A 22857-nucleotide genomic window follows, 5' to 3' on the forward strand; every position below is an offset into this window, starting at 1 on the left:
AACGCGCAGATGAGCTTCATCGTTCGCACGGTAGCGCGCACCGCCGACGGGCGGGACATCGTCCGCCCCAAGAGCTTCGACAAGGCCGAGCTGACCATCGGCCGCAGCCCGTCGAGCGACATCCACCTGCCCGATCTGGCGGTGACCCTGAACCATGCGGTGATCCGCGCGGCGGCGGGGGGCTATGTCGAGATCGCGGCGACGGCGGGCCTGCCGTTCGTGGTCGACGGCAAGCAGAGCGAGCATGCCCGTTTCGCCGCCTCGACCGGCGCGGACGTCCGCGTCGGCAGCCACTCGCTGGAGTTCGAGCCGGGCGAGGGGGACGACAAGGGCAAGGTCGTCATCACGGTCAACCGGGTGGGCGCCATCTCCAACGCCTCGGAGGAGAAGGAGGAGGCCCAGGTCTTCTCGCTCGGCCATGTCCTGCCCGGCAAGCGGGTGATGGCGTGGGCCGGCGCTTTGCTGGTTCTGGCGATCTTCCTGGTCTGGCCGCTGGTCTCGATCCAGACCCAGCCGGTCGACAACACGCGCAAGGTCGCCTTCCACGCCGACGAGATGTGGACGTCGGGCGCTCTTTCGCAGGTTCACCAGAGCCTCGAGAACAATTGCCAGGCCTGCCACGTCAAGGCCGGCGAGTCGGTGCGCGACACCGCCTGCGTCGCCTGCCACACCAAGGTCCATGACCATGCCGACCCGGCCAAGCTGATCGAGGCCAAGGGCTCGCCCGGCATCGTCGGCGGCATCAAGCAGGCCGTGGGCGGGGTGTTCGGCATCCAGCCCGGCCGCTGCGTCGAATGCCATACCGAGCATCAGGGCAAGACGGCGATGCCGGTGACCGACGAGCGCTTCTGCACCAATTGCCACACCGGCATGAGCGGACGCATCCAGACCACGCTCAAGGACGCAACCGATTTCGGCGATGGCCATCCCCAGTTCGAGCCGACCATCCGTTTCGCCGGTGCCGGCGGGCTGCCGATGTTCCGCCGGGTTTCGCTCGACGCCAACCCGCGCGAGGATAACGGCCTGAAATTCCCCCACGATCTCCATCTCTCGACCACCAACGGGGTCGCGCAGATGGCGAAGTCGCTGGGCAAGGGAGAGGGCTATGGAGCCCCGCTCGACTGCGCCAACTGCCACACCCGCGACGCCACCGGATCGAGCTTCGCGGCGGTGAAGATGGAGCCGTCCTGCGGCGCCTGCCACAGCCTTGCCTTCGATCAGGTCGGCGGCACCATCCGTACCCTGCGCCACGGCGATCCCGCCCAGGTGGTTGCCGACATCCGCGCCTTCTACCGGGCCGGCGCGCCGCGCGCCGCCGCGTTGACGGGCATGGATCGCCGCCGTCCGGGCGACTTCGCGACAAACAGCCAGCGGATCACCTTCGCTCAGACCAGCGCGATGCACATCGGCAATTCGGAACAGGCGATCCGCGCGGTCTTCTCGAAGGGCGGAGCCTGCTTCGACTGCCACACCGTGCGGCAGACCGGTAATCCCACCACCCCCTTCGCGGTGACCCCGGTGGCGCTCAGCAAGCGCTACATGATGAAGGGGTGGTTCGACCACGCTGCCCACGACACCGAGACCTGCGTCAGCTGTCACGCCGTCAAGGGATCGAAGCTGTCCTCCGACGTCAACCTGCCGAAGCTCGCCAAGTGCCAGGAATGCCATGGCGGCCAGGACGCGCACAAGGAAGTGCCCTCGTCCTGCGCGATGTGTCATGACTATCACCGCACCGCCTTCGCCCCGCTGATGGTTCGCAACCACCGCGCGCGGGGCAAGGCGGCGGAGCATATCCAGGAGAAGGCCCTGAAGGAGGCTGGAACGGGAGCGTGAAGGGCGGGTTTACCGCTTTTTATGATCGGCTGTGGCAGAGATCACAGCGTCCCGATCCGGCACATGATGAAGTGTCCAGGTGTTGAGTTGGACCGGGGGGGCTCTCCGGTGGAGTAAGAGGACCAAATCATGTTGATCGCCCAGTTGACCGACCTGCACATCGGCTTCGATCTGGACAATCCGGATGAGCTGAACTTGCACAGGGTTGCAGCCGCGATCGACTATGTGAAGGGCCTGTCGGTGAAACCCGACAGGCTTTTTCTTACCGGCGACCTCACCGACCATGGCGATCGCGGCAGCTACGAAAAGCTCAAGGCCCTGATCGACGGCTGCGCCTTTCCCGTTCACCTCTGCACCGGCAACCATGACGATCGCACCGCGATGAAGCAGGTCTTCCCCGATCTGCCGATCGAGGACGGCTTCGTCCAATATGTCATCGACGAGCCCGAAGTGCGGATCATCGTGCTCGACACGCTCGATCCGGGCCATCATGGCGGTGCCTTCTGCCACCGCCGCGCGGGCTGGCTCAAGGCGCGCCTCGGCGAGATACCGGCGAGTCGCCCGGTGCTGATCGTCCTCCACCATCCCCCGATCGAGACCGGTATCCCCTGGATGACCTCGCACCCGACCGAGCCTTGGGTGGTGATGCTCGATAAGGCGATCGGCGACCGGCCCAACGTGCTGATGATCAGCGGCCACATCCACCGTTCGATCACGACCCAATGGCATGGCCGCATGCTCGCGGTCGCCCCGTCCACCGCGCCTCAGGTGGCTCTGGAAATGGCTCCGATCGATCCCGAACGCCCCGACGAGCGGCCGATGATCGTCGCCGAGCAGCCCGGGGTCGCGCTGCACCTCTGGACGGGCGAGGCCTTCGTCACCCACCACGCCCAGGTTGGCGCGCCCGACGTGCTGGCCCGGTACGATCGCAATCTCCAGCCGCTGGTCCGCTCGCTCGCCGAGGAACATGATGCGGTCGAGCCGGGTGCTGCGGCAGCGTAAGAGCCGCTCACCACGCAGCCTTAACGCCCGCGATCTTCGCGCGCGCCTCGACCGTCGCCCTGAACATATGCGCGCCCACATTGCCACCGCTCCGGCGCACCGCCGATCGGCGCATGCACGATGACCCCTGCAAGATCGCGCCGCAGAGCCGATCGTCCCGATCCTGATCCATCTGGCAGGTGCGGCGAAGCATCATTTGCTTGATGAAGAAGCAGAATTTCACCGAATATGGCCGCGCCGTGCTTACATTGGGACGTTCCATGCGTTAGGCGCACGCGAAACGGTAGGAATGCCAAGGACGGGATGAATATGTCGATACTGGGCGATGACGACGAAGCGCTGCACGGCACGCCGCCGAGCAAGCTCCCGGTGCCAGAGGATGTGCAGGACGCGATCCGCACCCTGATCCGCTGGTCGGGCGACGATCCCGATCGCGAGGGGCTGCTGGACACGCCGGCCCGTGTCGGCCGCGCCTGGAAGGAATATTGCCAGGGCTATCAGGAGGACCCCTCGCTCCACCTGAGCCGCACCTTCGAAGAGGTTGGTGGCTATGACGAGATCGTCCTGCTCAAGGACATCCCGTTCCAGTCGCATTGCGAGCACCACATGGCGCCGATCATCGGCCATGCCCACATCGCCTATCTTCCGAACCATCGGGTTGTCGGCATCTCGAAGCTCGCACGCGTCCTTCATGGTTTTGCCCGCCGCCTCCAGATCCAGGAGCGGCTGACCGCCGAGGTGGCCGACTGCATCTGGACCCATCTCGAGCCGATCGGCGTCGCGGTGGTGATCCACGCAACCCATGCGTGCATGACCGCGCGTGGCGTCCGTACCCCCGGTGTTGGAATGACGACGAGCCGCATGATGGGTGTCTTCCGCGAAGACGATCGAAGCCGTAAGGAGGTGCTGAGCCTGATGGGGCTCGGCTGATACAGCCCTGATCGGAGATTCGGAATGAAGCCTGGCCTGACCCTGCTCCTCCTGTCGCTGGGCCTGCCCGGCGCCGCTATCGCCGCGCCGTCGCCAGCCACGCCGGCGGCGGTTGCCAAGCCGGCGGCGCCGGCATCCGCGCCGCTGATGCAGGGAAAGCGCAGCATCCCGCTCTCGGCGGAAGGCAATGCGATCGCCAAGCAGATCATCGGCACGCCCGATCCGCGCATGGCGGAGATCGGCGCGGAGATGAAAACGATCCGCGAGCAGAAGCTGCAGGTGATCAACGTCGCGAATGTCGACCTCGACAAGCTGGAACAGCTTTTCCGGCGTGAGGAAGTGCTGCAGGCCGAGTTTGTGAAACGCCAGAATGACAGGCTGCTGAGCCTGCTGCGCGCCCTGCCGGCCGCCGACAAGATGGCGCTGCTGCAGAATCTCACCAATCCGGCGAAGATGCCGGCCTCCTCTCCGGCTGCGCCGGCAAAGCCCGCCACCCCCGCCGCGAAGCCTGCCAAGGCCAATTGACCCGCCCGTCGATCGTCTGGTTCCGCCAGGACCTGCGGCTTGCCGATCAGGCGGCGGTGGCGGCGGCGAGCGCGGACGGTCCCTGGATCGGCGTCTATGTGCTCGATGACGAGGGCCCCGGCCCCTGGGCGATCGGCGGCGCGCAACGCTGGTGGTTGCACCACAGCCTGACCGCGCTGGGCGAGGCGCTGCGGGCGAGGGGAGGGCGGCTCGTTCTTCGGCGCGGTACGTCGCCCGACATATTGCGGAAGCTCGCCAGGGACATCGATGCTCGGACGATCCATGCCACGCGCCATTATGAGCCGTGGTGGAAGGCCGCCGAGACGGTGTTGTCCGGCGGCGATCTCGAACTGCGGCTCTATGACGGCAACCGGCTCGCCCCGCCCGAAGGCGTGCTGACCGGCGCGCGCGGCCGCTACCGCATCTTCACCCCCTATTGGCGCGCGCTGAAGGAGCAGATGCCGCCCGGCAGGCCGGCGCCGGCACCGCACGCCATCCGGGCGCCGCATGGCGCGATAGAAAGCGACGCGCTGGCCAACTGGGGTCTCCTTCCGGTCGAGCCCGACTGGGCGGCGGGCTTCGGCATCTGGACGCCGGGCGAGGCCGGGGCACATGAGGCGCTCGACGAATTCCTGCCGGTCCTCGACCATTATGACGAGGATCGTGATCGTCCCTCGGTCGACGGCACGTCGCGCCTGTCGCCGCATCTCCATTTCGGCGAGATTTCCCCGGCCACGCTTTGGCTGCGCGCGGCGAAGCGGCTCCATCGCCAGGCCGAGCCCTGGCTCCGTCAGCTCGGATGGCGCGATTTCTGCGCGAACATCGTCGATATCCTGCCCGGCTATGGCGATGGCAATGGCCGCGACGCCTGGGACAGGATGGCCTGGCGCCGTGGTGCCGCCGCCGACCGCGATTTCCGCGCCTGGACCAGAGGCCGCACCGGCTATCCTATTGTCGATGCCGGCATGCGCGAACTGTGGGCAACGGGCTTCATGCACAATCGCGTGCGGATGATCGCGGCATCCTTCCTGATCAAGCATCTGCTGATCGACTGGCGGAGGGGCGAGCGCTGGTTCTGGGACACGCTGGTCGACGCCGATTATGGCAACAACGCCGTCAACTGGCAGTGGGTGGCGGGCACGGGGGTCGATTCCAACCCGTTCGGACGGATCATGGCGCCGCTGGTCCAGTCGCCCAAATTCGATGCAGGCGGCTATATCCGGCGGTGGGTGCCGGAGCTGGCCGATATAGAGGGCGAAGCCATCCATGATCCCCATGGCGCCGGTCTTTCGCCCGCCGGCTATCCGCCGCCGATCGTCGGCCATCGCGAAGCCCGGGAGCGGGCGCTGGCGGCCTCGGCGGAAATCTGAGGATTATCTGTCACCGTTGCAACAAAGCGTCTTTTCCCCCCGTAACGCTCGATATATGCGGCGAATGTCACGCCGAACCGGGGATAGGACAGTCAGTTTCACATGAACGCCCAGCCGCCCGTGCGTGGACAACATCTGCTTCGTGCCGACCGCCGTTTCGCTACCGGATCAAGCTGGCTGGCGCGGCTGCTCTCGCCGGGCTTCCAGCGCCTGCTCGATACGATCGACAAGGGTCTCGTCGAGGGGGCCATCCAGGCGACCCTGCCCGATGGCAGCTTTCGGGTGCTCGGCAATCCCGACAACGGTCCGGTCGCGATCTGCGAACTCAGGAACTGGCGGCCCCTCGTCCGCCTCGTCACCACCGGCTCGGTGGGCTGGTATCGCAGCTGGGCCGAGGGCGAGTGGACCAGCCCCGATCCGGTGCCGATCTTCGACCTGTTCATGCGCAACCGCCACCCTCTGGGCGAGCTTGGCCGGGCGCAGGGGCCGCTGCGCTTCTTCAACCTGATCTGGCACGCTTTCCGCCGGAACAGCCGCGCCAACGCCCGCAAGAACATCGCCTTCCATTACGACCTGGGCAATGATTTCTACGAACTGTGGCTCGACCGGACGATGAGCTACAGCTCGGCCCTGTTCCAGGAGCCGATCAGCCGGGACGAACCGCTGGAGGCTGCCCAGCACCGCAAGATCACCGCGCTGCTCGATAGGCTCGACCTGAAGCCCGGATCGACCCTGCTGGAGATCGGCTGCGGGTGGGGCGGTCTCGCCGAGGTGGCGGCATCCGAATATGGCGCCGACGTCACCGGCATCACCCTGTCGGTCGAGCAGAAGGCCTTCGCCGACGAGCGCATGGAGCGGGCAGGCCTTGCGGACAGGGCGCGCTTCGAAATCTGCGACTATCGCGACGTGATCGGCCGCTATGACGCGGTCGCCAGCGTCGAGATGGTCGAGGCGGTCGGCGAGGAATATTGGGGCGCCTATATGGAGGCGATCGCCCGGGCGCTGAAGCCGGGAGGCCGCGCCGCGCTCCAATATATCGAGATCGACGATGCGATCTTCGAGAGCTATCGCACCGACGCCGATTTCATCCAGACCTATATCTTTCCCGGCGGCATGCTGATCTCCGAAAGCCGCTTCCGAGCCGCGGCTGAGAAGGCCGGGCTGCGCTGGGAAGCATCGAGCCGCAAGGGCTTTGGCCTGCATTATGCGGAGACGCTGCGCCGCTGGCGCGAGCGCTTCGACGCGGCGGTCGAGCAGGGCGGCCTCCCCCGGGGCTTCGATGAGGCTTTCGTCAAGCTGTGGCGCTTCTACCTGATGTATTGCGAGGGCGGCTTCGCCGGCGGTGGCATCGATGTCGCGCAGGTGACGCTGGTCAAGGCATAGCCCTGCCATCGCCCCGGTGGAGGCCGGGGCCGCAGGAGGCTGTGGTGCTCGCTGTTCGCTTACGGCCCCGGCCTCCACCGGGGCGACGGGGTGGAACTACCCTTCTACGGTCGTTCGCAGGCCGGTCTGGAAATCGCTCTGCAGCAGCGTGGCAATCGCCTGGGCTACCGTCTCGGGTGTCTTCAGCGTTGTCTGGTCCTCGCCCGGAAAGGCCTTGCGGCGCATCGCGGTGGCGGTAGCGCCGGGATTGACGATGGCGACCTTGACCGGGCTGATGTTGGTCACTTCCTCGCCATAGGCGAGCAGCAGATTGTCGAGTGCGGCCTTGGAGGCGCCATAGGCTCCCCAATAGGCCCGCGGATTCTGCGCGACGGTGCTGGTCACGCCGATCACCCGGCCCGCCGGGGAGGCCCGCAGCATCGGATCGAAGGCCGCTATCATCTGCTGCTGCGCCATGACGTTGAGGGTCAGCAGGCGCGCGAATTCCTTGGCGTCGATCGCGGGGACCGGCGCGAGCGTACCCAGCATCGCCGCGTTGAGGATGAGCATGTCGAGCGCCTCCCAGCGGCCCGAGATCGCCTCGGCGAGCCGGGCGATGCTGTCATTCTCGGCAAGGTCGAGCGGCGCGATCGTCGCGCTGCCGCCGGCCTTGTGGATACGCTCCTCGACCTCTTCGAGTCCGCCGGCGGTCCGCGCGGTCAGGATGACATGCGCGCCGGCGGCGCCCAGCGCTTCCGCCGTGGCGGCGCCGATGCCGCGCGATGCGCCGGTGACGAGCGCGAGCTTGCCGGAAAATGGGGTGGCCATCGGTCTGCTTTCGTCGCTGGAGATCAGGCGACCACGCGCTCGCCATGGAGGGCGAGCTGGTCGGTCGGCGTCAGCTCTTCCTGGTCGGTCAGGTGGGTCGGATAGTCGCCGGTGAAACAGGCGTCGCAATAGCTCGGCGCGCGATCGACGCGGCCTTCCTCGCCCAGGGCCTTGTAGAGGCCGTCGATCGACAGGAAGGCCAGGCTGTCCGCGCCGATATAGGCGGCCATTTCCGCGACGTTCATCTGTGCGGCGAGCAGCTTGGCGCGCTCGGGCGTGTCGACGCCATAGAAGCAGCTATGCCTGGTCGGCGGGCTGGCGATGCGCAGATGCACTTCGCGGGCGCCCGCGTCGCGCAGCATCTGCAGGATCTTGACGCTGGTGGTGCCGCGCACGATCGAATCGTCGATCAGCACCAGCCGCTGGCCGTCGATCAGCGCGCGGTTCGCATTGTGCTTCAGCTTGACGCCGAGGTGGCGGACCTGATCGCCGGGCTGGATGAAGGTGCGGCCGACATAGTGCGAGCGGATGATGCCCAGCTCGAACGGAATGCCCGATTCCTGCGCATAGCCGATGGCCGACGGCACGCCCGAGTCGGGCACCGGCACGACGATGTCGGCTTCGATGGGGCTTTCGATCGCCAGCTGCGCGCCGATCGCCTTGCGCACCGAATAGACCGACGAACCATCGACGATCGAATCGGGCCGCGAGAAATAGACATGCTCGAAGATGCACGGGCGGCCGCGCACGTCGCCGAACGGCCGGATCGAACGCAGCCCGCCCTCCGACACGATCACCAGCTCGCCCGGTTCGATCTGGCGGATGAAGGTGGCGCCGACCACGTCGAGCGCAACCGTCTCGGACGCGAAGATATAGGCATCGCCGACCCGGCCCATCACCAGCGGACGGATGCCGAGCGGATCGCGGCAGGCGATCATCCCCTCGGGCGTCATGCAGATCAGCGAATAGGCGCCCTCGACCTGCTTGAGCGCGTCGATGAAGCGATCCAGCAGGGTGCGGTACTTCGACATGGCGACGAGATGGATGATCGTCTCGGTGTCGCTGGTCGACTGGAAGATCGAGCCCTGGCGGACCAGCTCGCGCTTGAGCTTCATCGCGTTGGAGATGTTGCCGTTATGCGCGATGGCGAAGCCGCCCGAGGACAGTTCGGCAAACAGCGGCTGCACGTTGCGAAGCGCCGTCTCTCCCGTCGTCGAATAGCGGACATGGCCGCAGGCGACCTGGCCGGGCAGGCCGCGGATCACCTCGTCCTTGTCGAAATTGCCCGCGACATGGCCCATCGCGCGATGGGTGTGGAAGGCATGGCCGTCCCAGCTGGTGATGCCGGCCGCCTCCTGCCCGCGATGCTGGAGCGCATGGAGGCCGAGCGCGACCATTGCGGCGGCGGTTTCCGCCCCCCAAATCCCGAAAACGCCGCACTCTTCGCGCAGCTTGTCATCATCAAACGGATGCGTGGTGAGCATCGCGAATCCTGTCGCGGTGGCCGATAGGCGGGCATATAGTGAGGAGCGGAGCGTTTGTCGCCCCACTGTCACAAATATTGTGCGCCGCGATGGGAATGCTCCGGTGGCCTTGCCTGAATCCGCGCTTTGGCGCATCGCCGGGCGCATGACCCACGCTGAGACCCACGATCGCGAGCAGGGACGGGTGCTCGATCCCCGCTATGACGCCGCCGGGCTGATCACCGCGGTGGTGACCCACCATGAAACCGGCGAACTCCTGATGCTCGCCCATATGAATGCCGCGGCGTTGGCCGCGACGCTGGAGAGCGGGGAGGCGACCTTCTTCTCGCGCTCGCGCGGGCGGCTGTGGAAGAAGGGCGAGACCAGCGGCCATGTCATGCGCGTCGTCGAGGCGCGAATCGACTGCGACCAGGATGCGCTGTGGCTGCGCTGCGATCCGGCCGGTCCCGCCTGTCATACTGGCGAGGCGAGCTGCTTCTACCGGGCGATCGAGGCCGACGGGCGCTCGCTGAGACCTATCATCGACCCGAAATGATCACCTCCTAAGACTAAAGTAGCAAACGTTTGCAAAGTGGCAATTGCCGCTGCGGAAGCGGTGCAATACCCCTCAAGGCACATCATCAGTCGGAGGATGTGCCCGTGTCAGTTGATTGCGTAACCGCTTATCCGCTCGCGCCCACCCAGGCGGAGCATTTCGGCATCACCGAGCTGTCGCGCGAGTTCGGCATCACGCCGCGCGCGCTGCGCTTCTACGAGGAGGAGGGGCTGATCGCTCCGGCCCGCGACGGCGCCGCCCGGATCTATTCGCGGCGCGATCGCGCCCGCATCGCCTGGATCCTGCGCGGCAAGAGCCTCGGCTTCAGCCTCGATGATATCGGCGAGATGCTCGATCTCTATGATCTCGGTGACGGCCGCGCGACTCAGCGGGCGGTGACTGCAGTGCGCTGCCGCGAGCGGGCCGCCAGCCTGCGGGAGCAACTCACCGATATCCAGGGAATGATCGATCAGCTCTCAAGCTTCGCCGAATCGCTCGATCCACGCCATAACGGTCCCGGAACAAGCCGGTCCGGCCTGGCCTAAAACCAGCGGAATTAACCTATTTTTCGATTCCGGACCTCGCTCCTCTGTGTCATTGATGGCGTATGAGCGAGGGGCCCAGACAGATTCGGCTGCGCGGCAGGCTGGTCAACGGCCTGTACACCGAAGCGATGCTGCTCGCCGACGAAGCACGCGGCTATTTCGAGCACCAGGGGCGGGAGGACCGCACCCTGCTCGATCCGCTCACCCGCGTCGCGCTGAGTTGTGAATCGCTCAAGGTCACGACCAGGCTGATGCATGTCCTCGCCTGGCTGCTCACCGAACGCGCGATCGAGCTCGGCCAGATGAGCGACGAGGAGGCGGCCGCTTCCTCCCGGCGGCTCGGGGAGGCGATGCCAAGCGATGCCGATGCGGTAGCCGGCCTGCCCCAGGCCGCGATCGCGCTGATCGACGCCAGCCAGGATCTCTACGCGCGGGTTCGCCGGCTCGAGATCGACGCCCCGGTCGAGGCGTCAGCCACGAGCCCCGCCCTCAGCCTGCTGGACCGGTTGGAACGGGCGTTCTGAGTGGCGCGAGTGATCCGCCTCGCCAGCGGCCTGGTCCCGCTTCCTGACGGCGTGCGCCATGCCGGTTAAGGGCAAGGGCGAGGTCAACAGCATTTCCGATATCGCCCGGCTGGCCGGGGTTTCGGCTTCGACCGTCTCGCGGGCGCTCGCCGGCAGCAAGATGATCAGCACCGACACGCGCAACCGGATCAACGATCTGGCGCGTGAGCATGGGTTCCAGCTCAACCAGATGGCGCGCAACCTGCGTCTCAAGCGGACCAACGCGATCGGCATCATCTTTCCGCTGGGCCATGAGGTGGGCCAGCTCGTCTCCGATCCCTTCTTCATCACCATGCTCGGCCATATCGCCGACGGGGTGACGGCGCGGGGCTATGATCTGCTGCTCACCCGCATCATTCCCGATGACGATGGCTGGCTCGACGGGCTGGTCAACTCGGGCCGGGTCGACGGGTTGATCGTGATCGGCCAGTCGGACCAGGAGGCGGTGCTGCGCCGTGTCTCGGCGGGTTTCGATCCGATCGTCGTCTGGGGAGAGAAGGGGGACGGGCAGGGCTATTGCTCGGTCGGTACCGACAATGTCGCCGGCGGGGCGGTCGCCACCCGCCACCTGCTCGGCCAGGGGCGCCGCCATATCCTCTATGCCGGCCATGCCGACGTTCCCGAGATCGTCGCGCGCCATGCCGGCTTCGTCGCCGCCCATCGCGAGGCCGGGGTCGAGCCCGCCGGGGTGATCCCGGCGCCCTTCACGCCCGATGGGGCCTACCGCCTGTTCGTCGATCATCTCGCCGCCGCGCCGAAGCTAGACGGGATCGTCGCCGCCTCCGATGTTATCGCGATCGCGGCGATAAGGGCGCTGGCCGAACATGGCATGTCGGTGCCCGACGACGTCGCGGTGGTCGGTTATGACGACGTCCCGCTCGCGTCGCAGATGGCACCTTCGCTCACCACCATCCGCCAGGACCTGCGCGAGGGCGCCAACCAGCTTGTCGACCGGCTGTTCCGCCGGCTCGGCGGTGATCTGTGCGAGCCGGTCGTGATGGCCCCCGAACTGATCGTCCGCGCTTCGGCGCCCTGACGGGATCAGCGGAAGGCGAAGACGATGGCGCCGGTGAGCACCAGCAGCCCGACGCCCTGGATCCGGTAATTCTTCCACCATGGCACGGCCGTCAGCGCCGCGCTTTCCGCCGCCCAATGGGCTCGGGTCCACAGCAGTGGCGAACTGTCGACGGCGGGCCGGATGAGGCTGGCCAGGATCATCGCGGCGGTCGAGGCGGACAGGATGATCGGGGCGGCGTAGAGGAAATGGATCTCGAGGCGTCCGCTCACCGGCCCCAGCAGGAACAGCGCGGCGCCCGTCGCCAGACCGGTCAGGATCGTGGCGTGGGCGCCGGTGCTGCTTGCCCGGCGCCACAGCATGCCGGCCAGGAACAGCACGACCACCGGCGGAACGGCATAGGCCAGCACCGACTGGAGATATTGCCAGAGCGACGGGAAGCGCAGCACCTGCGGCGCCCAGGCGACGGCCGCCGCCATGAAGACGATGGTCGCGATGCGGCCGCACCGGATAATCGCGCGATCGCCGATTCCGGGAAAGGCGGGGCGGACGAAGTCGATCGTCACGATCGTCGCGGCGGCGTTGAAGGTCGCCGCGAGCGACGACATCGCGGCGGCCAGGAAGCCCGCGATGACGACCCCCAGGAAGCCGTTGGGGATCAGATCGAACAGCAGGGTGGGATAGACGAGGTCGGCGCGGTCGAGGCCGGGGGCGATCAGCAGCGCGGCCGTGCCGGGCAGCACCATCAGCCATAGCACAGGCAGCTTGAGCAGCCCGGCGAACAGGCAACCCCAGCGGCCATGGTCCAGGCTGCGCGCCGCCAGCACCCGCTGGACCATGAACTGGTTGGTGCACCAGAAATAGAAGCCCAGGATCGGGACGCCAGTGAGCAGGCCGAGCCAGGGCAGGGTCGGATCGTCGAGCGGCCGGATCAGGCTGAGCTTCTCCGGCGGGACGGCGGCGGTGATCGCGCTCCAGCCGCCGGCATGATCGAACGCCGCGACCGCGATCACCGCCGATCCGCCGAGCAGGATCAGCGCCTGCATAACCTCGGTATAGAGAACCGCGCGCATCCCGCCGGCCACGGTATAGGCACCGGCGGTGAGCGCGAGGGCTGCTACGATGATCCAGAGCTCGACGCCGGGATAGAGCAGCTTCAACAGGAAGGCACCGGCATAGAGCGTTCCCGCCGCATCGACTGCGAAGTTCAGGAACAGGGTGAGACCGGCGAAGTAGAGCCGGGTCGGCCGGTCATAGCGGCGCTCCAGCAGTTCGGGCATGGTGAAGACCCCGCTCGCCAGCAGGCTTGGCAGCATCAGCGCCACGAAGATGACCAGCACGACGGCCGCCATCCATTCATAATTATAGACCGATATGCCGCTGAGATAGGCGGCCCCCGCCAGGCCGACCATCGTCGTGGAGGATATGTTGGAGGCGAGCAGTGACAGTCCCACCATAGGCCATCCGGCGGCGCGCGATGCGAGGAAATATTCGTTGGCGCCGCCACCCCGGTGGGTCCCGGCCACAGCCAGCAGCAGGAGCCCGATGCCGTAGAAGCCGATGACGGCGTAGTCGATCGAGACGAGCCCGTGCATTCCAGTCTCTTAACCCGGATTATTCCACATCCCAGCCCATCATCCCGGCACGCAATCGATTTTCCGTTTCCGGACAAGGCGAAATCCATGGCAGTCGCGCGCCGTTGCGAAAACAGGGGTGGACGGTCGATGGCGAATCGGGTGCGGGGAATTTGGCTGATCCTGCTGGCATCGGCGGCATCGCCGCTCTGCGCGCAGGGCATTACGCCGGCCCTGCCGCCGCGCCAGGCGAGCAACGACGACGTCATCATCGTGACGGCGGTGCCGCGCGGCCAGAACCGGTTGGACAGCAGCATCTCGGCCTCGGTCCTCAGCCCCGGCCAGATCCAGGTGGCGGCGCCCCGATCGGCGGCCGAGATGTTCCGCGCGCTTCCCGGCATCCGCTCGGAAAGCTCGGGCGGAGAGGGTAATGCCAATATCTCGGTGCGCGGCCTGCCGCTGGCCACGGGCGGCTCGAAATATCTGCAGCTGCAGGAGGACGGGCTGCCGATCCTCCAGTTCGGCGATATCACCTTCGGCAATGCCGATATCTTCCTGCGCGCCGATCTCAACCTCCAGAGGATCGAGGCAGTGCGTGGCGGTTCCTCCTCCACGCTGGCGTCGAACAGCCCGGGCGGGGTTATCAACCTGATCTCCAGGACCGGCGATCGCGAAGGCGGCGCGATCCAGCTCAGCGGCGGCATCGATTATGAAGAATATCGCATCGACGCCGATTATGGCGGGCGGATCGGCGAGGACTGGACCTGGCACGCCGGCGGTTTCTACCGGCGCGGCGAAGGCCCGCGCAAGGCCGGCTACGACGCCCAGCGCGGCGGCCAGCTCAAGGCGAATCTCACTCGGAAATTTTCAAACGGTTTCGTAAGAGTTTACGTCAAGTATCTGAATGACAGGACTCCTTCCTATCTGCCGACACCGGTGCGGGTGACGGGCAGCGACCATGATCCCCGCTATCGCAGCCTGCCCGGCTTCTCGGTCAGGGACGGGACCTTCTACTCGCGCCACAACCGCGCCCAGCGCACCCTGGGGGCCGACAACCGGCCGGTGACCGACGATCTCGGTGACGGCATGCATCCTGTGGTGAAGCAGATCGGCCTGGAGGCCCGGGTCGAGCCGGGCGAGGGCTGGACGATCAGTGAACGCTTCCGCTTCGCGGACATATCGGGCCGCTTCATAGCGCCTTTCCCGGCGCTGGTTGGCGATGCCGCCACCGTCGCGGCGGCGCTCGGCGGGCCGGGAGCGACCCTGCGCCATGCCACCGGCCCCCTGGCGGGTCAGGCGATCGCCGCACCGGCCGGCCTCAACGGCAATGGGCTGCTGGCGCAGAATGTCGTCTTCGACACCCGGCTCAATCAGCTCGACAACATCACCAACGATCTGCGCGCGATCCGCGACATATCGATCGGCGAAGCCAGGCTCAGCCTGACCGGCGGCCTGTTCCTGACCCGTCAGCGGATCGACACCGACTGGACATGGAGCAGCGTCGTATCGGAGGTGCGCGGCGACGGCCGGGCCGCCCTGGTCGATATCCGAACGGCGGCGGGCGTGCCGCAGACCGACCGGGGCACCTATGGCTATGGCGCCAGCTTCTTCGGCAATTGCTGCCGCCGCAGCTATGACGCGCGCTACGATATCGCGGCGCCCTTCGCGGCTTTCAACTACGGGCATGGCGGGTGGACGCTCGCCGGCAGCCTGCGATGGGACAATGGCCGGGTGCGCGGCCGGGTCGCGGGCACCGATCTCGGCATAGGCGGGCCGGCGACCTCGCCGGTCGACGTCGATGGCGACGGAGCGATTTCCGCCGCCGAGGCCCGCAGCACCGCAACCCCGGCGATCGGCGCGCCGGTGCGCTACCGCTATGACTATCTCTCCTGGTCGACGGGCGTGAACTACCGGCTGGCCTACGGCACGTCGCTGTTCGCGCGCTACAGCCGGGGCGGGCGGGCCAATGCCGACCGCATATTGTTCGGCCCAGCACTGCGCATCGCCGATGGCGGGCTGTCGGATCGCAGCGCGGCCGTGGACTTCGTCCGCCAGGCGGAGGCCGGGCTGAAATATCAGCAGCGCGATCTGGCGCTGTTCGCCACCCTGTTCCACGCCACCGTCGAGGAATCGAACTTCGAGGCGACCAGCCAGCGCTTCCTCGACCGCCGCTACCGCGCCTATGGCCTCGAGATGGAGGGCAGCTATCAGGTCGGCGGGTTCAGCATCACCGGCGCTGCGACCTGGACCCATGCGCGGATCACCCGCGATCGTGTCACGCCCGCAAACGAAGGAAACCGGCCGCGCCGCCAGGCCCGGGTCGTCTACAGCGTGACGCCGCAATATCAGGGGGCGCTGTTCACCATCGGCGCCAATCTCGTCGGCACCGGCAGCAGCTACGCGCAGGACAATGAAGGGCTGAAGCTGCCCGCCTATGCGCAGGTGAACGCCTTCGTCTCGGTCCGCCCGACAGCTGCGCTGATGCTGTCGCTGAGCGCCAACAACCTGTTTGACGTGCAGGGTTTCACCGAGGCGGAAGAGGGCTCCATCCCGGCCAACGGGATCGTACGGGCGCGTTCGATCAATGGGCGTACGATGTCGGTGGCCGCCAAGCTGACGCTTTGAACCTCACTCGATAAGGTCGAGCAGCGCATCGATATCGGCAACCGCGAAACCCACCGCGCTGTCGGATATCCCATAGGGTATGAACAATTGCCCGCCGACCTTCATCGCACCGCAGGTGTAGACGACGTTCGGCACATATCCCGCCCGGTCGGCATCTTCCGCGGTCAGCACCGGCTCGCGGGTGCGGCCGATCAGCTTCGAGGGATCGTCGCGGTCGAGAAGGGCGGCGCCCAGCGCATATTTGCGCATCGCGCCGACGCCATGGGTGAACAGCAGCCAGCCCTCGTCGGTCAGGATCGGGCTTCCGCAATTGCCGATCTGGATGAACTCCCAAGGGTAGCGCGGCTCCATCAGCAGCACGCCTTCCTCGTCCCAATGGTCGAGCCGGTCGGAGCGGAGCAGGAACAGGTTCTTCCCGTCCTGCCGGCCGATCATCATATATTGGCCGGCGATCTTCTCCGGGAATAGCGCCATCCCCTTGTTACGGCCGGCGCGGCCCTCGATCGGCTCCAGGTCGAAGCTGCGAAAATCGCGGGTGCGCAACAGCTCGGAGCGGATCGAGCTGCCCGAATAGGCGGTATAGGTGCCGATCCACTCATGGTTGCCGTCGTCATGGCGGAAGCGGACCAGCCGCAGATCCTCCAGCCCACCCCGCTGCTGCTCGGTGATCGGGAAGATGACGGTGTTGGAAAGGCTGCTCTCGGGATGGCGATGGACCGTGACGGCGCAATCGGCATCAGTGAGACTCGGCTCGTCGAGGTCGACGGCCGTCGCAAAGGCGCCCTGCGGCCATAGCTCGAAATCGCCGTTGGGGGAGGCGATCCCCTCGCGGAAGGCGATCGAGCTGATATGGCCTTCGCCCACCGCGCGGACGCTCATCACGAAACGGCAGGCCCCGCCCGCAAGGCCAGATTGATCCGGATGCGGAACGATCGACGGGTTCATCAGCGCCGCCGCCGCATAGGTATATTCGTGGCAGAAGAAGGCGCCGATCAGCCGCTTGCGATCGATCGTGAAGCCGGCGTCGTCGAAGCCCAGCGCGTCGTGCACCTCCTGGTAGCGCTGGTCGAACATCCGCTCGGTCTGCCAATGGCGTTCGACGAAGTCGCGCACCACCCGGCAATATTCCGCATCGACCTCCGGTTCGGAAAGGGCCACGATATCGGCGACGAGCCGATGCGCCCGGTCGCCCGGCGCGTGACCGGACTGCCACCCCAGATGAAAAGGTCGAAGAACGACGCGGGAGGGGTCGGCGTGAAGCCGTGCCTCAAGCAAACGCAGGGGGGTGTGCGGTATCGCGGGGCTCGGCTTCAGCATCGTCTTCCGGTCGTGCATCAGGCAGGGCGCTCCGGTTCAGCGTCAGAACAGCGTAATGAGACAATTGGAACGCCAAGATCGATTCGGCGCCCATATTTTCGTTCGCCCCGCGCGGGGTGATGCCGTCGCGGCAGCGGCCACTGGCCACATCCGCGAGGACGACTCCCCGATCGTTGACGCCAAGATACCAGCAATATGCTGTCAGAGCATGATCGATCCATGCCGGGTCGTCATTCGCCTCAAATGCTGCACAGGCTGCCTCTATCGCCGCCTGTGCCTCCAGCGGCTGCTGGTCGAACGGAAGCTGCTCATAGTCCGATCCGAACCCTTCCGAGCCCACCGGCCGGAAATGCCCCTCGCGTGCGGTCTGCCGGTCCGCGAGCCAGCGCAGGGCCTCAAGCCCGGCTTCGACCCATTCCGGACGGCGGCGCTCCAGCCCGGCCTCGATCAGCGCCTGGCAGAGGCGCGGATTGTCATAGGCGAGTCGCGCTTCGAACCAGGTCCAGCCCGGTCGGCGGGAGTGCTGGAGAAGATCGAACAGCATCGCGCCGCCACGATCGAGGATATGCGCAGCGCGAAGATGATCGTGTACGGTCCGCAGCACCGCCGCAGCGCCCAGCATCGCGAAAGCGGTAGATCGTGGCGGTCGCAGAGTTTCGGCAATGGTCGAGGTTTCGTCGAACCAGCGCAGCGCCCAGCGGCGCAACTCCCGGTCGGGCGCCAGCGCGGCGGTCTGGCCCAGCGCCCATATCGCCCGGCCGTTCGAATCCTCCGAACCGACTTCCTCGCACCAGCTCCGGTCGAACGCCATGAAATTGCGGAAGCGCCGCGCATCCGGGTTCCAGGCGTGCTGGATGAAGCTGGCATAGACCAGGCTCCAGCGCATCCGCTCCTCATGCGCAAGGTCGGGCACGATGTTCATCAGCATCAGCGCCCGGACATTGTCGTCCAGGCAATAGCCATGCCGCCGGTCGGGAACCATCCCGATCGAATGCTGCAGCATCCCGCAGCCGTCGCTCATCGTCCAGACGCCGGACAGGCCGGGCCTCGCCCCCATGCGGACCTCACGTCCCCGGGGACGGATGGCCCGGCGAACGAGGGCGGCGCTGGCATTGGCGAATTCGGGCCAGATCGTCCGGCGGCCGGCGGCATAGGCGCGTTCCTTGGTCGCGGTCAGCCGCTCCGGGTCGTCGAGAAGGCCGTTGACCGCCTCGGCGAGAGCGCGGCTCGACTGCGGTTCGACGATCAGCCCGACGCCCCCCGCCAACAGTTCGCGCGCATGAACATAGGGGGTCGCCACCACCGCCTTGCCCAGCGCCACCGCATAGCTCAGCGTGCCTGACGTCGCCTGCTGGAGGTTGGCATAGGGGGTGACATAGATGTCGCAGGCCTCCAGCTGATCGAGCAACTCTTCTGTGTCGAGGAAGCGGTTCTCCCAGGCGACATGATCCTCGACGCCGAGCGAACGGGCGAGTTGCTGGAGCGACTCGCGATAGCGCTCGCCCTCCTCGGCGATCAGGTTCGGGTGGGTAGCGCCGACGATGCGATAGAGCGCCCGGGGGTGGCGCGCGACGATCGCGGGCAGCGCCTCGATCATGTGCTCCAGCCCCTTGCCGGGGCCGATCAGTCCGAAGGTCATCAATATCGGCTGGTCGCCCAGCCTGAAACGAGCCTTGAACTCAGCTTCGCGGCCGAACGGACGGTCGGGTGCGCCATGTGCGATCGTCTCGACGATCGCGGCGGGCGCGCGATACTGGCCGATCAGCGTCTCGCGCCCCTGCTGCGACATCACCATGATCCGCGATGCGCGCGAGATCAGATGCTCGACGATCGCGCGCTGGCGCGGCGAGGGGGCGCTCAGCACGGTATGGAAGGTCAGGATGATGGGCGCGGCGATACGATCGGCGAAATCGCACACCATCTCGCCGTCGGGTCCGCCGAAGATGCCGAACTCATGCTGGATCCAGACCGCGTCATAGGCAGCGGCGTTGATCTCACGCGCGGCGCGCACATAATCGTCGGGCAAGGATTGGCGGATCACGCCGGCGACGTCGGGCCGCGCCCCTGCCTCTCCATGCTGCTCGATAGCATGGACGCTGATCTGGAAATCCGGTCTGGCCCCAAGGCGATCGAACACATCCTTGGTAAAGGTGGCGATGCCGCAACGGCGAGGGGGAAAGGTCCCTATCAACGCGACCCGGATAGGCCGTTCACTGGTACCCGATCCCACACCCCCGAAAAGCGAGACGACTTCGCCGCTGGCAGAAGAACTCCGAAACACATTGCAATCCATAGGAATTCCCTCGTGTCGTGGCGGCAAAGGGCCAACGCGACACGGAACAACCTGTTCCCGTCCTGCTTCGTTGCGGTGCAATATTTTCGTCCGGGTGAAGATAATCCGCGCCAGGACCCATTGCTGTACGCTCGACTCGGTCGATCAGGTTCGCGGCCGCCAGGTCAGCACGCGCCAGAGATACCAGGCGCCCAGCGCGATCAGCAGCAGGGTGGATGCCAGCCCGAGCCACGCTTCCATCTCAGCAAAACGGGTTCCCAGCACCCACCCTCCTGTCCCGAGCATCGCCGACCAGCCCACCGTCCCGATCGATGACCACAGGCAGAAGGGCAGGAAGCGCATCCGCATCAGCCCGGCGGGGATCGATATCAGCGATCGCAGCGTCGGCAGCATCCGTCCGATGCAGACGAACAGATAGCCATGGCGCATGAACCAGCGCTCGCCCCGGTCCACTTCCGCCCAGTCCATCGTCAGCCAGCGGCCATGGCGTTCGATCAGCGGGCGGAGCCGCTCCATCCCCAGCCCGCGCGCGGCCAGATACCAGGCGATGTTGCCCAGCATCGCGCCCGCCGATCCGACCAGGATCGCGCCGGTCAGGGACATCGTGCCCTTTGCGGCCTGGAGTCCGGCCATCGACATGATCACCTCGGACGGGATTGGCGGGAAGATGGTCTCGCCGAACATCAGCAGGAAGACGCCAAGATAGCCGCCCTCGGCGATCAGCGCCTGCACCCAGTCGGTCATTCGGAACGCTCCGCTACTTCAGCTTGGATTCGATGGCGTCCCATATCAGCGCGGGTGTGTCGGTTCCGTTGAAATTGTCTATCGCGACGATCCCGGTCGGCGAAGTGACGTTTATTTCGGTCAGATGGCCGGCGATCACGTCGATGCCGACGAACAGCAGCCCCCGCGCGGCCAGATCGGGGCCGAGCGCATCGCATATCTCCACCTCGCGCGCCGTCAGTTCGGTCGCATCGGCGCGGCCGCCGGCGGCGAGGTTGGATCGGATCTCGCCCGCCTTGGGCAGGCGGTTGATCGCGCCGGCCACCTTGCCGTCGACCAGTACGATCCGCTTGTCGCCCTTGGACACGTCGGGAAGGAAGGCCTGCACCATGAAGGGTTCGCGCCAGACCTGGCCGAACAGCTCGGTCAGCGCCGCCAGATTGGCGTCGTTGCGGCCGACATGGAAAACCGCCGATCCGGCATTGCCGTAGAGCGGCTTCACCACCACCTCGCCATGCTCGGCATGGAAGGCGCGGGCATCCTCTAGCCGCCGGGTGATCATCGTCGGCGGCATGAAACGGGCATAATCGAGCACGAACAGCTTCTCGGGCGCGTTGCGGACCGAGGCCGGGTCATTGACGACCAGCGTCCTGTGCTGGATGCGCTCGAGCAGGTGGGTGGCGGTGATATAGGCCAGATCGAACGGCGGGTCCTGTCGCATCAGCACCACGTCGATATCGTCGGCGAGATCGAGCACCACGGAATCGCCCACCGCGAAATGATCGCCCGCCACCCGTTGGAGCTTCGTGATGGGGCGCGCGGGCGCGGTCACCCGGCCATCGCGGTAGCAGAGGTCGCCCGCCTGATAATGGTACAGCCTGTGCCCGCGCGCCAGGGCGCCCAGCATGATCGCAAAGGTCGAATCTCCCCCGATATTGATCGTCTCCAGCGGGTCCATCTGGACGGCGACATTCAGGGGCATGGGCAGGCTCCGATGGTTTCGGGGGCCTAACTAGAGAGTGCGGTGAAGCGGTGCAATGGAGCACGTCCATTACCGTCATGCCGGATCACGTCAGCGGCGACGAAGAATGGAATGGCTCTACCCATGCCACACATTCTTAAGATGCACCGGCAGCCGCCACGGCCGTATCAGCATCACGTCGATCCGTATCTCCTGCGCGCCCCTGCCGTAGCGGGGCAGCAGCGCCTCGGCGGCATCGATGACCCGACGCAGCCGATAGTCGTCGATCGCGATGTCGAGCGCAGCCCCATCTCGGCGGGTCTTGACCTCGACGAAGGCGAGTGTCCGTCCGCGCCGCGCGACGATGTCGACCTCGCCGCGCCGGGTGCGGACCCGCTCGCCGGCGATGTGCCAGCCGTGAAGCCGCAGCCACCAGGCGGCGATGCGCTCGCCGGTTCGTCCTTCTCGCTCGGCGCGGCGGCGGTTCAATCCGCGTCCTTGATCGCCAGCGCCCTGGCGTAGAGATCACGGCGGTTGAGGCCGGTCGCGCGCGCTACCTCGCCCGCCGCCTTGGCCGCCGGCATATGGGCCAGCGCGACCCGCAGCAGTCCCTCGGCATCGCTGGGATCGGTGGCCGCCTGCTCGCCCGGCGGGCCGACGATCACGACGATCTCGCCCTTGGGCGCCAGATCGGCATAGCGCGCGGCAAGGTCGGGCAGGGGGGCTGCGACGCTTTCCTCGAAGGTCTTGCTGATCTCGCGCACCACCGCCGCCTCGCGGTCGCCGAGGCCCTGGGCCAGCGCCTTGAGCGTGGCGCCCAGGCGCGGGCCGGATTCGTAGAGGATCAGCGTCGCCTTGATCGCGGCCACTTCGGCGATGGCCTCGGCGCGGGCCTTCTCCTTGGACGGCAGGAAGCCGAGGAAGAAGAAACGGTCGGTCGGCAGGCCCGCAAGGGTCAGCGCCGCGATCGCCGCGCAGGGGCCGGGGATGGTGGTGATGGCGATCCCGGCGGCGCGGGCGTCGCGCACCAGCTTGTAGCCGGGATCGGAGATCAGCGGCGTGCCGGCGTCGGATACGAGCGCCACCGGTCCCGATGCCATGCGCGCGATCAGGCCGGGGCGCACCTTGTCCGCATTATGGTCATGATAGGGTGTCATCGGGCGGCGGATGCCGATCCGCTGCAACAGCTTCGCCGTGACCCGGCTATCCTCGACCGCGATCGTTTCGACGCGGGACAGCACCGATGCGGCGCGGGGCGAGAGATCGCCCAAGTTGCCGATCGGCGTGGCGACGATATACAGGCCCGGGGGCAAGGGCTGTTCCGGGGCTTCGGCGTCGGCGGCGGCATGATCGGCAGATGGGTTCATAAGGT

The 22857-nt window shown here is 66.7% G+C and carries 20 protein-coding genes; 11 read left to right on the forward strand and 9 right to left on the reverse strand.

Translation table 11 applies throughout. The features are described from left to right. The first annotated feature begins 9 nt into the window (after positions 1–9). The 6 genes from CMV14_RS12040 (at position 10) to CMV14_RS12070 (ending at position 7043) form a co-directional block, all read left to right on the forward strand. Positions 10–1833: a cytochrome c3 family protein gene (locus CMV14_RS12040; protein ID WP_066959124.1), complete on the forward strand. Its 1824-nt coding sequence runs from the start codon at positions 10–12 to the stop codon at positions 1831–1833. Between the two features lie 129 nt (positions 1834–1962). Next, on the forward strand, positions 1963–2835 hold the full coding sequence (locus CMV14_RS12045; RefSeq protein WP_066959125.1) for a metallophosphoesterase: 873 nt from the start codon (positions 1963–1965) through the stop codon (positions 2833–2835). 309 nt (positions 2836–3144) lie between these two features. Then, the gene (gene folE, locus CMV14_RS12055; protein ID WP_066959331.1) at positions 3145–3765 is read left to right on the forward strand and encodes a GTP cyclohydrolase I FolE; all 621 of its coding nucleotides are present in this window, start codon (positions 3145–3147) and stop codon (positions 3763–3765) included. A gap of 24 nt (positions 3766–3789) precedes the next feature. Then, positions 3790–4290: a hypothetical protein gene (locus tag CMV14_RS12060; protein WP_066959127.1), complete on the forward strand. Its 501-nt coding sequence runs from the start codon at positions 3790–3792 to the stop codon at positions 4288–4290. Next, complete coding sequence (locus CMV14_RS12065; RefSeq protein ID WP_066959128.1) at positions 4287–5660, forward strand: cryptochrome/photolyase family protein; 1374 nt, start codon at positions 4287–4289, stop codon at positions 5658–5660. Before CMV14_RS12060 ends, CMV14_RS12065 begins: the two co-directional genes overlap by 4 nt. A gap of 102 nt (positions 5661–5762) precedes the next feature. Further along, positions 5763–7043, forward strand: coding sequence for an SAM-dependent methyltransferase (locus CMV14_RS12070; protein WP_066959129.1), 1281 nt, complete (start codon positions 5763–5765; stop codon positions 7041–7043). A 96-nt stretch (positions 7044–7139) separates the two neighbouring features. On the opposite strand, the gene CMV14_RS12075 is transcribed toward CMV14_RS12070, so the two are convergent. Both CMV14_RS12075 and purF read right to left on the reverse strand, forming a co-directional pair. Next, on the reverse strand, positions 7140–7850 hold the full coding sequence (locus CMV14_RS12075) for an SDR family NAD(P)-dependent oxidoreductase (RefSeq protein WP_066959130.1): 711 nt from the start codon (positions 7848–7850) through the stop codon (positions 7140–7142). A 23-nt stretch (positions 7851–7873) separates the two neighbouring features. Then, on the reverse strand, positions 7874–9334 hold the full coding sequence (gene purF / locus CMV14_RS12080) for an amidophosphoribosyltransferase (protein ID WP_066959131.1): 1461 nt from the start codon (positions 9332–9334) through the stop codon (positions 7874–7876). A 145-nt stretch (positions 9335–9479) separates the two neighbouring features. On the opposite strand from purF, the gene hisI reads away from it, so the two are divergent. From hisI to CMV14_RS12100, 4 genes are all read left to right on the forward strand, one after another. Continuing rightward, a complete protein-coding gene (hisI, locus tag CMV14_RS12085) occupies positions 9480–9869 on the forward strand; it encodes a phosphoribosyl-AMP cyclohydrolase (RefSeq protein ID WP_066959333.1) in 390 nt (129 codons plus the stop codon). Positions 9870–9973: 104 nt separating this feature from the next. Further along, entirely contained in the window at positions 9974–10414 is a 441-nt protein-coding gene (locus CMV14_RS12090) for a MerR family transcriptional regulator (RefSeq protein ID WP_066959132.1), read from the forward strand. A gap of 62 nt (positions 10415–10476) precedes the next feature. Beyond that, a complete protein-coding gene (locus tag CMV14_RS12095) occupies positions 10477–10938 on the forward strand; it encodes a DUF1465 family protein (protein ID WP_066959133.1) in 462 nt (153 codons plus the stop codon). 58 nt (positions 10939–10996) lie between these two features. Further along, positions 10997–12013 (forward strand): LacI family DNA-binding transcriptional regulator, encoded by a 1017-nt coding sequence (locus CMV14_RS12100; protein ID WP_066959134.1) that lies wholly within the window; start codon positions 10997–10999, stop codon positions 12011–12013. A 5-nt stretch (positions 12014–12018) separates the two neighbouring features. Here CMV14_RS12100 and CMV14_RS12105 read toward each other — a convergent pair whose 3' ends face one another. After that, positions 12019–13587: a sodium:solute symporter family transporter gene (locus CMV14_RS12105; protein ID WP_066959135.1), complete on the reverse strand. Its 1569-nt coding sequence runs from the start codon at positions 13585–13587 to the stop codon at positions 12019–12021. Between the two features lie 129 nt (positions 13588–13716). On the opposite strand from CMV14_RS12105, the gene CMV14_RS12110 reads away from it, so the two are divergent. Beyond that, on the forward strand, positions 13717–16191 hold the full coding sequence (locus CMV14_RS12110) for a TonB-dependent receptor domain-containing protein (protein WP_066959136.1): 2475 nt from the start codon (positions 13717–13719) through the stop codon (positions 16189–16191). A gap of 3 nt (positions 16192–16194) precedes the next feature. On the opposite strand, the gene CMV14_RS12115 is transcribed toward CMV14_RS12110, so the two are convergent. The 6 genes from CMV14_RS12115 to rsmI all read right to left on the reverse strand — a co-directional run bounded on the left by CMV14_RS12115 (position 16195) and on the right by rsmI (position 22852). After that, positions 16195–17508: a glycoside hydrolase family 130 protein gene (locus CMV14_RS12115; RefSeq protein WP_066959335.1), complete on the reverse strand. Its 1314-nt coding sequence runs from the start codon at positions 17506–17508 to the stop codon at positions 16195–16197. After that, positions 17459–19645 (reverse strand): glycosyltransferase family 4 protein, encoded by a 2187-nt coding sequence (locus CMV14_RS12120; RefSeq protein WP_066959137.1) that lies wholly within the window; start codon positions 19643–19645, stop codon positions 17459–17461. Before CMV14_RS12120 ends, CMV14_RS12115 begins: the two co-directional genes overlap by 50 nt. 300 nt (positions 19646–19945) lie before the next feature. Further along, positions 19946–20545, reverse strand: coding sequence for a DedA family protein (locus tag CMV14_RS12125; protein WP_066959138.1), 600 nt, complete (start codon positions 20543–20545; stop codon positions 19946–19948). 13 nt (positions 20546–20558) lie between these two features. After that, the gene (gshB, locus tag CMV14_RS12130) at positions 20559–21506 is read right to left on the reverse strand and encodes a glutathione synthase (RefSeq protein ID WP_066959139.1); all 948 of its coding nucleotides are present in this window, start codon (positions 21504–21506) and stop codon (positions 20559–20561) included. Positions 21507–21623: 117 nt separating this feature from the next. Beyond that, positions 21624–21974, reverse strand: coding sequence for a YraN family protein (locus CMV14_RS12135; RefSeq protein WP_066959140.1), 351 nt, complete (start codon positions 21972–21974; stop codon positions 21624–21626). Continuing rightward, positions 21971–22852, reverse strand: a complete 882-nt coding sequence (gene rsmI, locus CMV14_RS12140) for a 16S rRNA (cytidine(1402)-2'-O)-methyltransferase (protein WP_066959141.1) — start codon at positions 22850–22852, stop codon at positions 21971–21973. Before rsmI ends, CMV14_RS12135 begins: the two co-directional genes overlap by 4 nt. Positions 22853–22857 lie beyond the last annotated feature (5 nt).

The sequence above is a fragment of the Rhizorhabdus dicambivorans genome, assembly GCF_002355275.1.
GTDB lineage: Bacteria > Pseudomonadota > Alphaproteobacteria > Sphingomonadales > Sphingomonadaceae > Rhizorhabdus > Rhizorhabdus dicambivorans.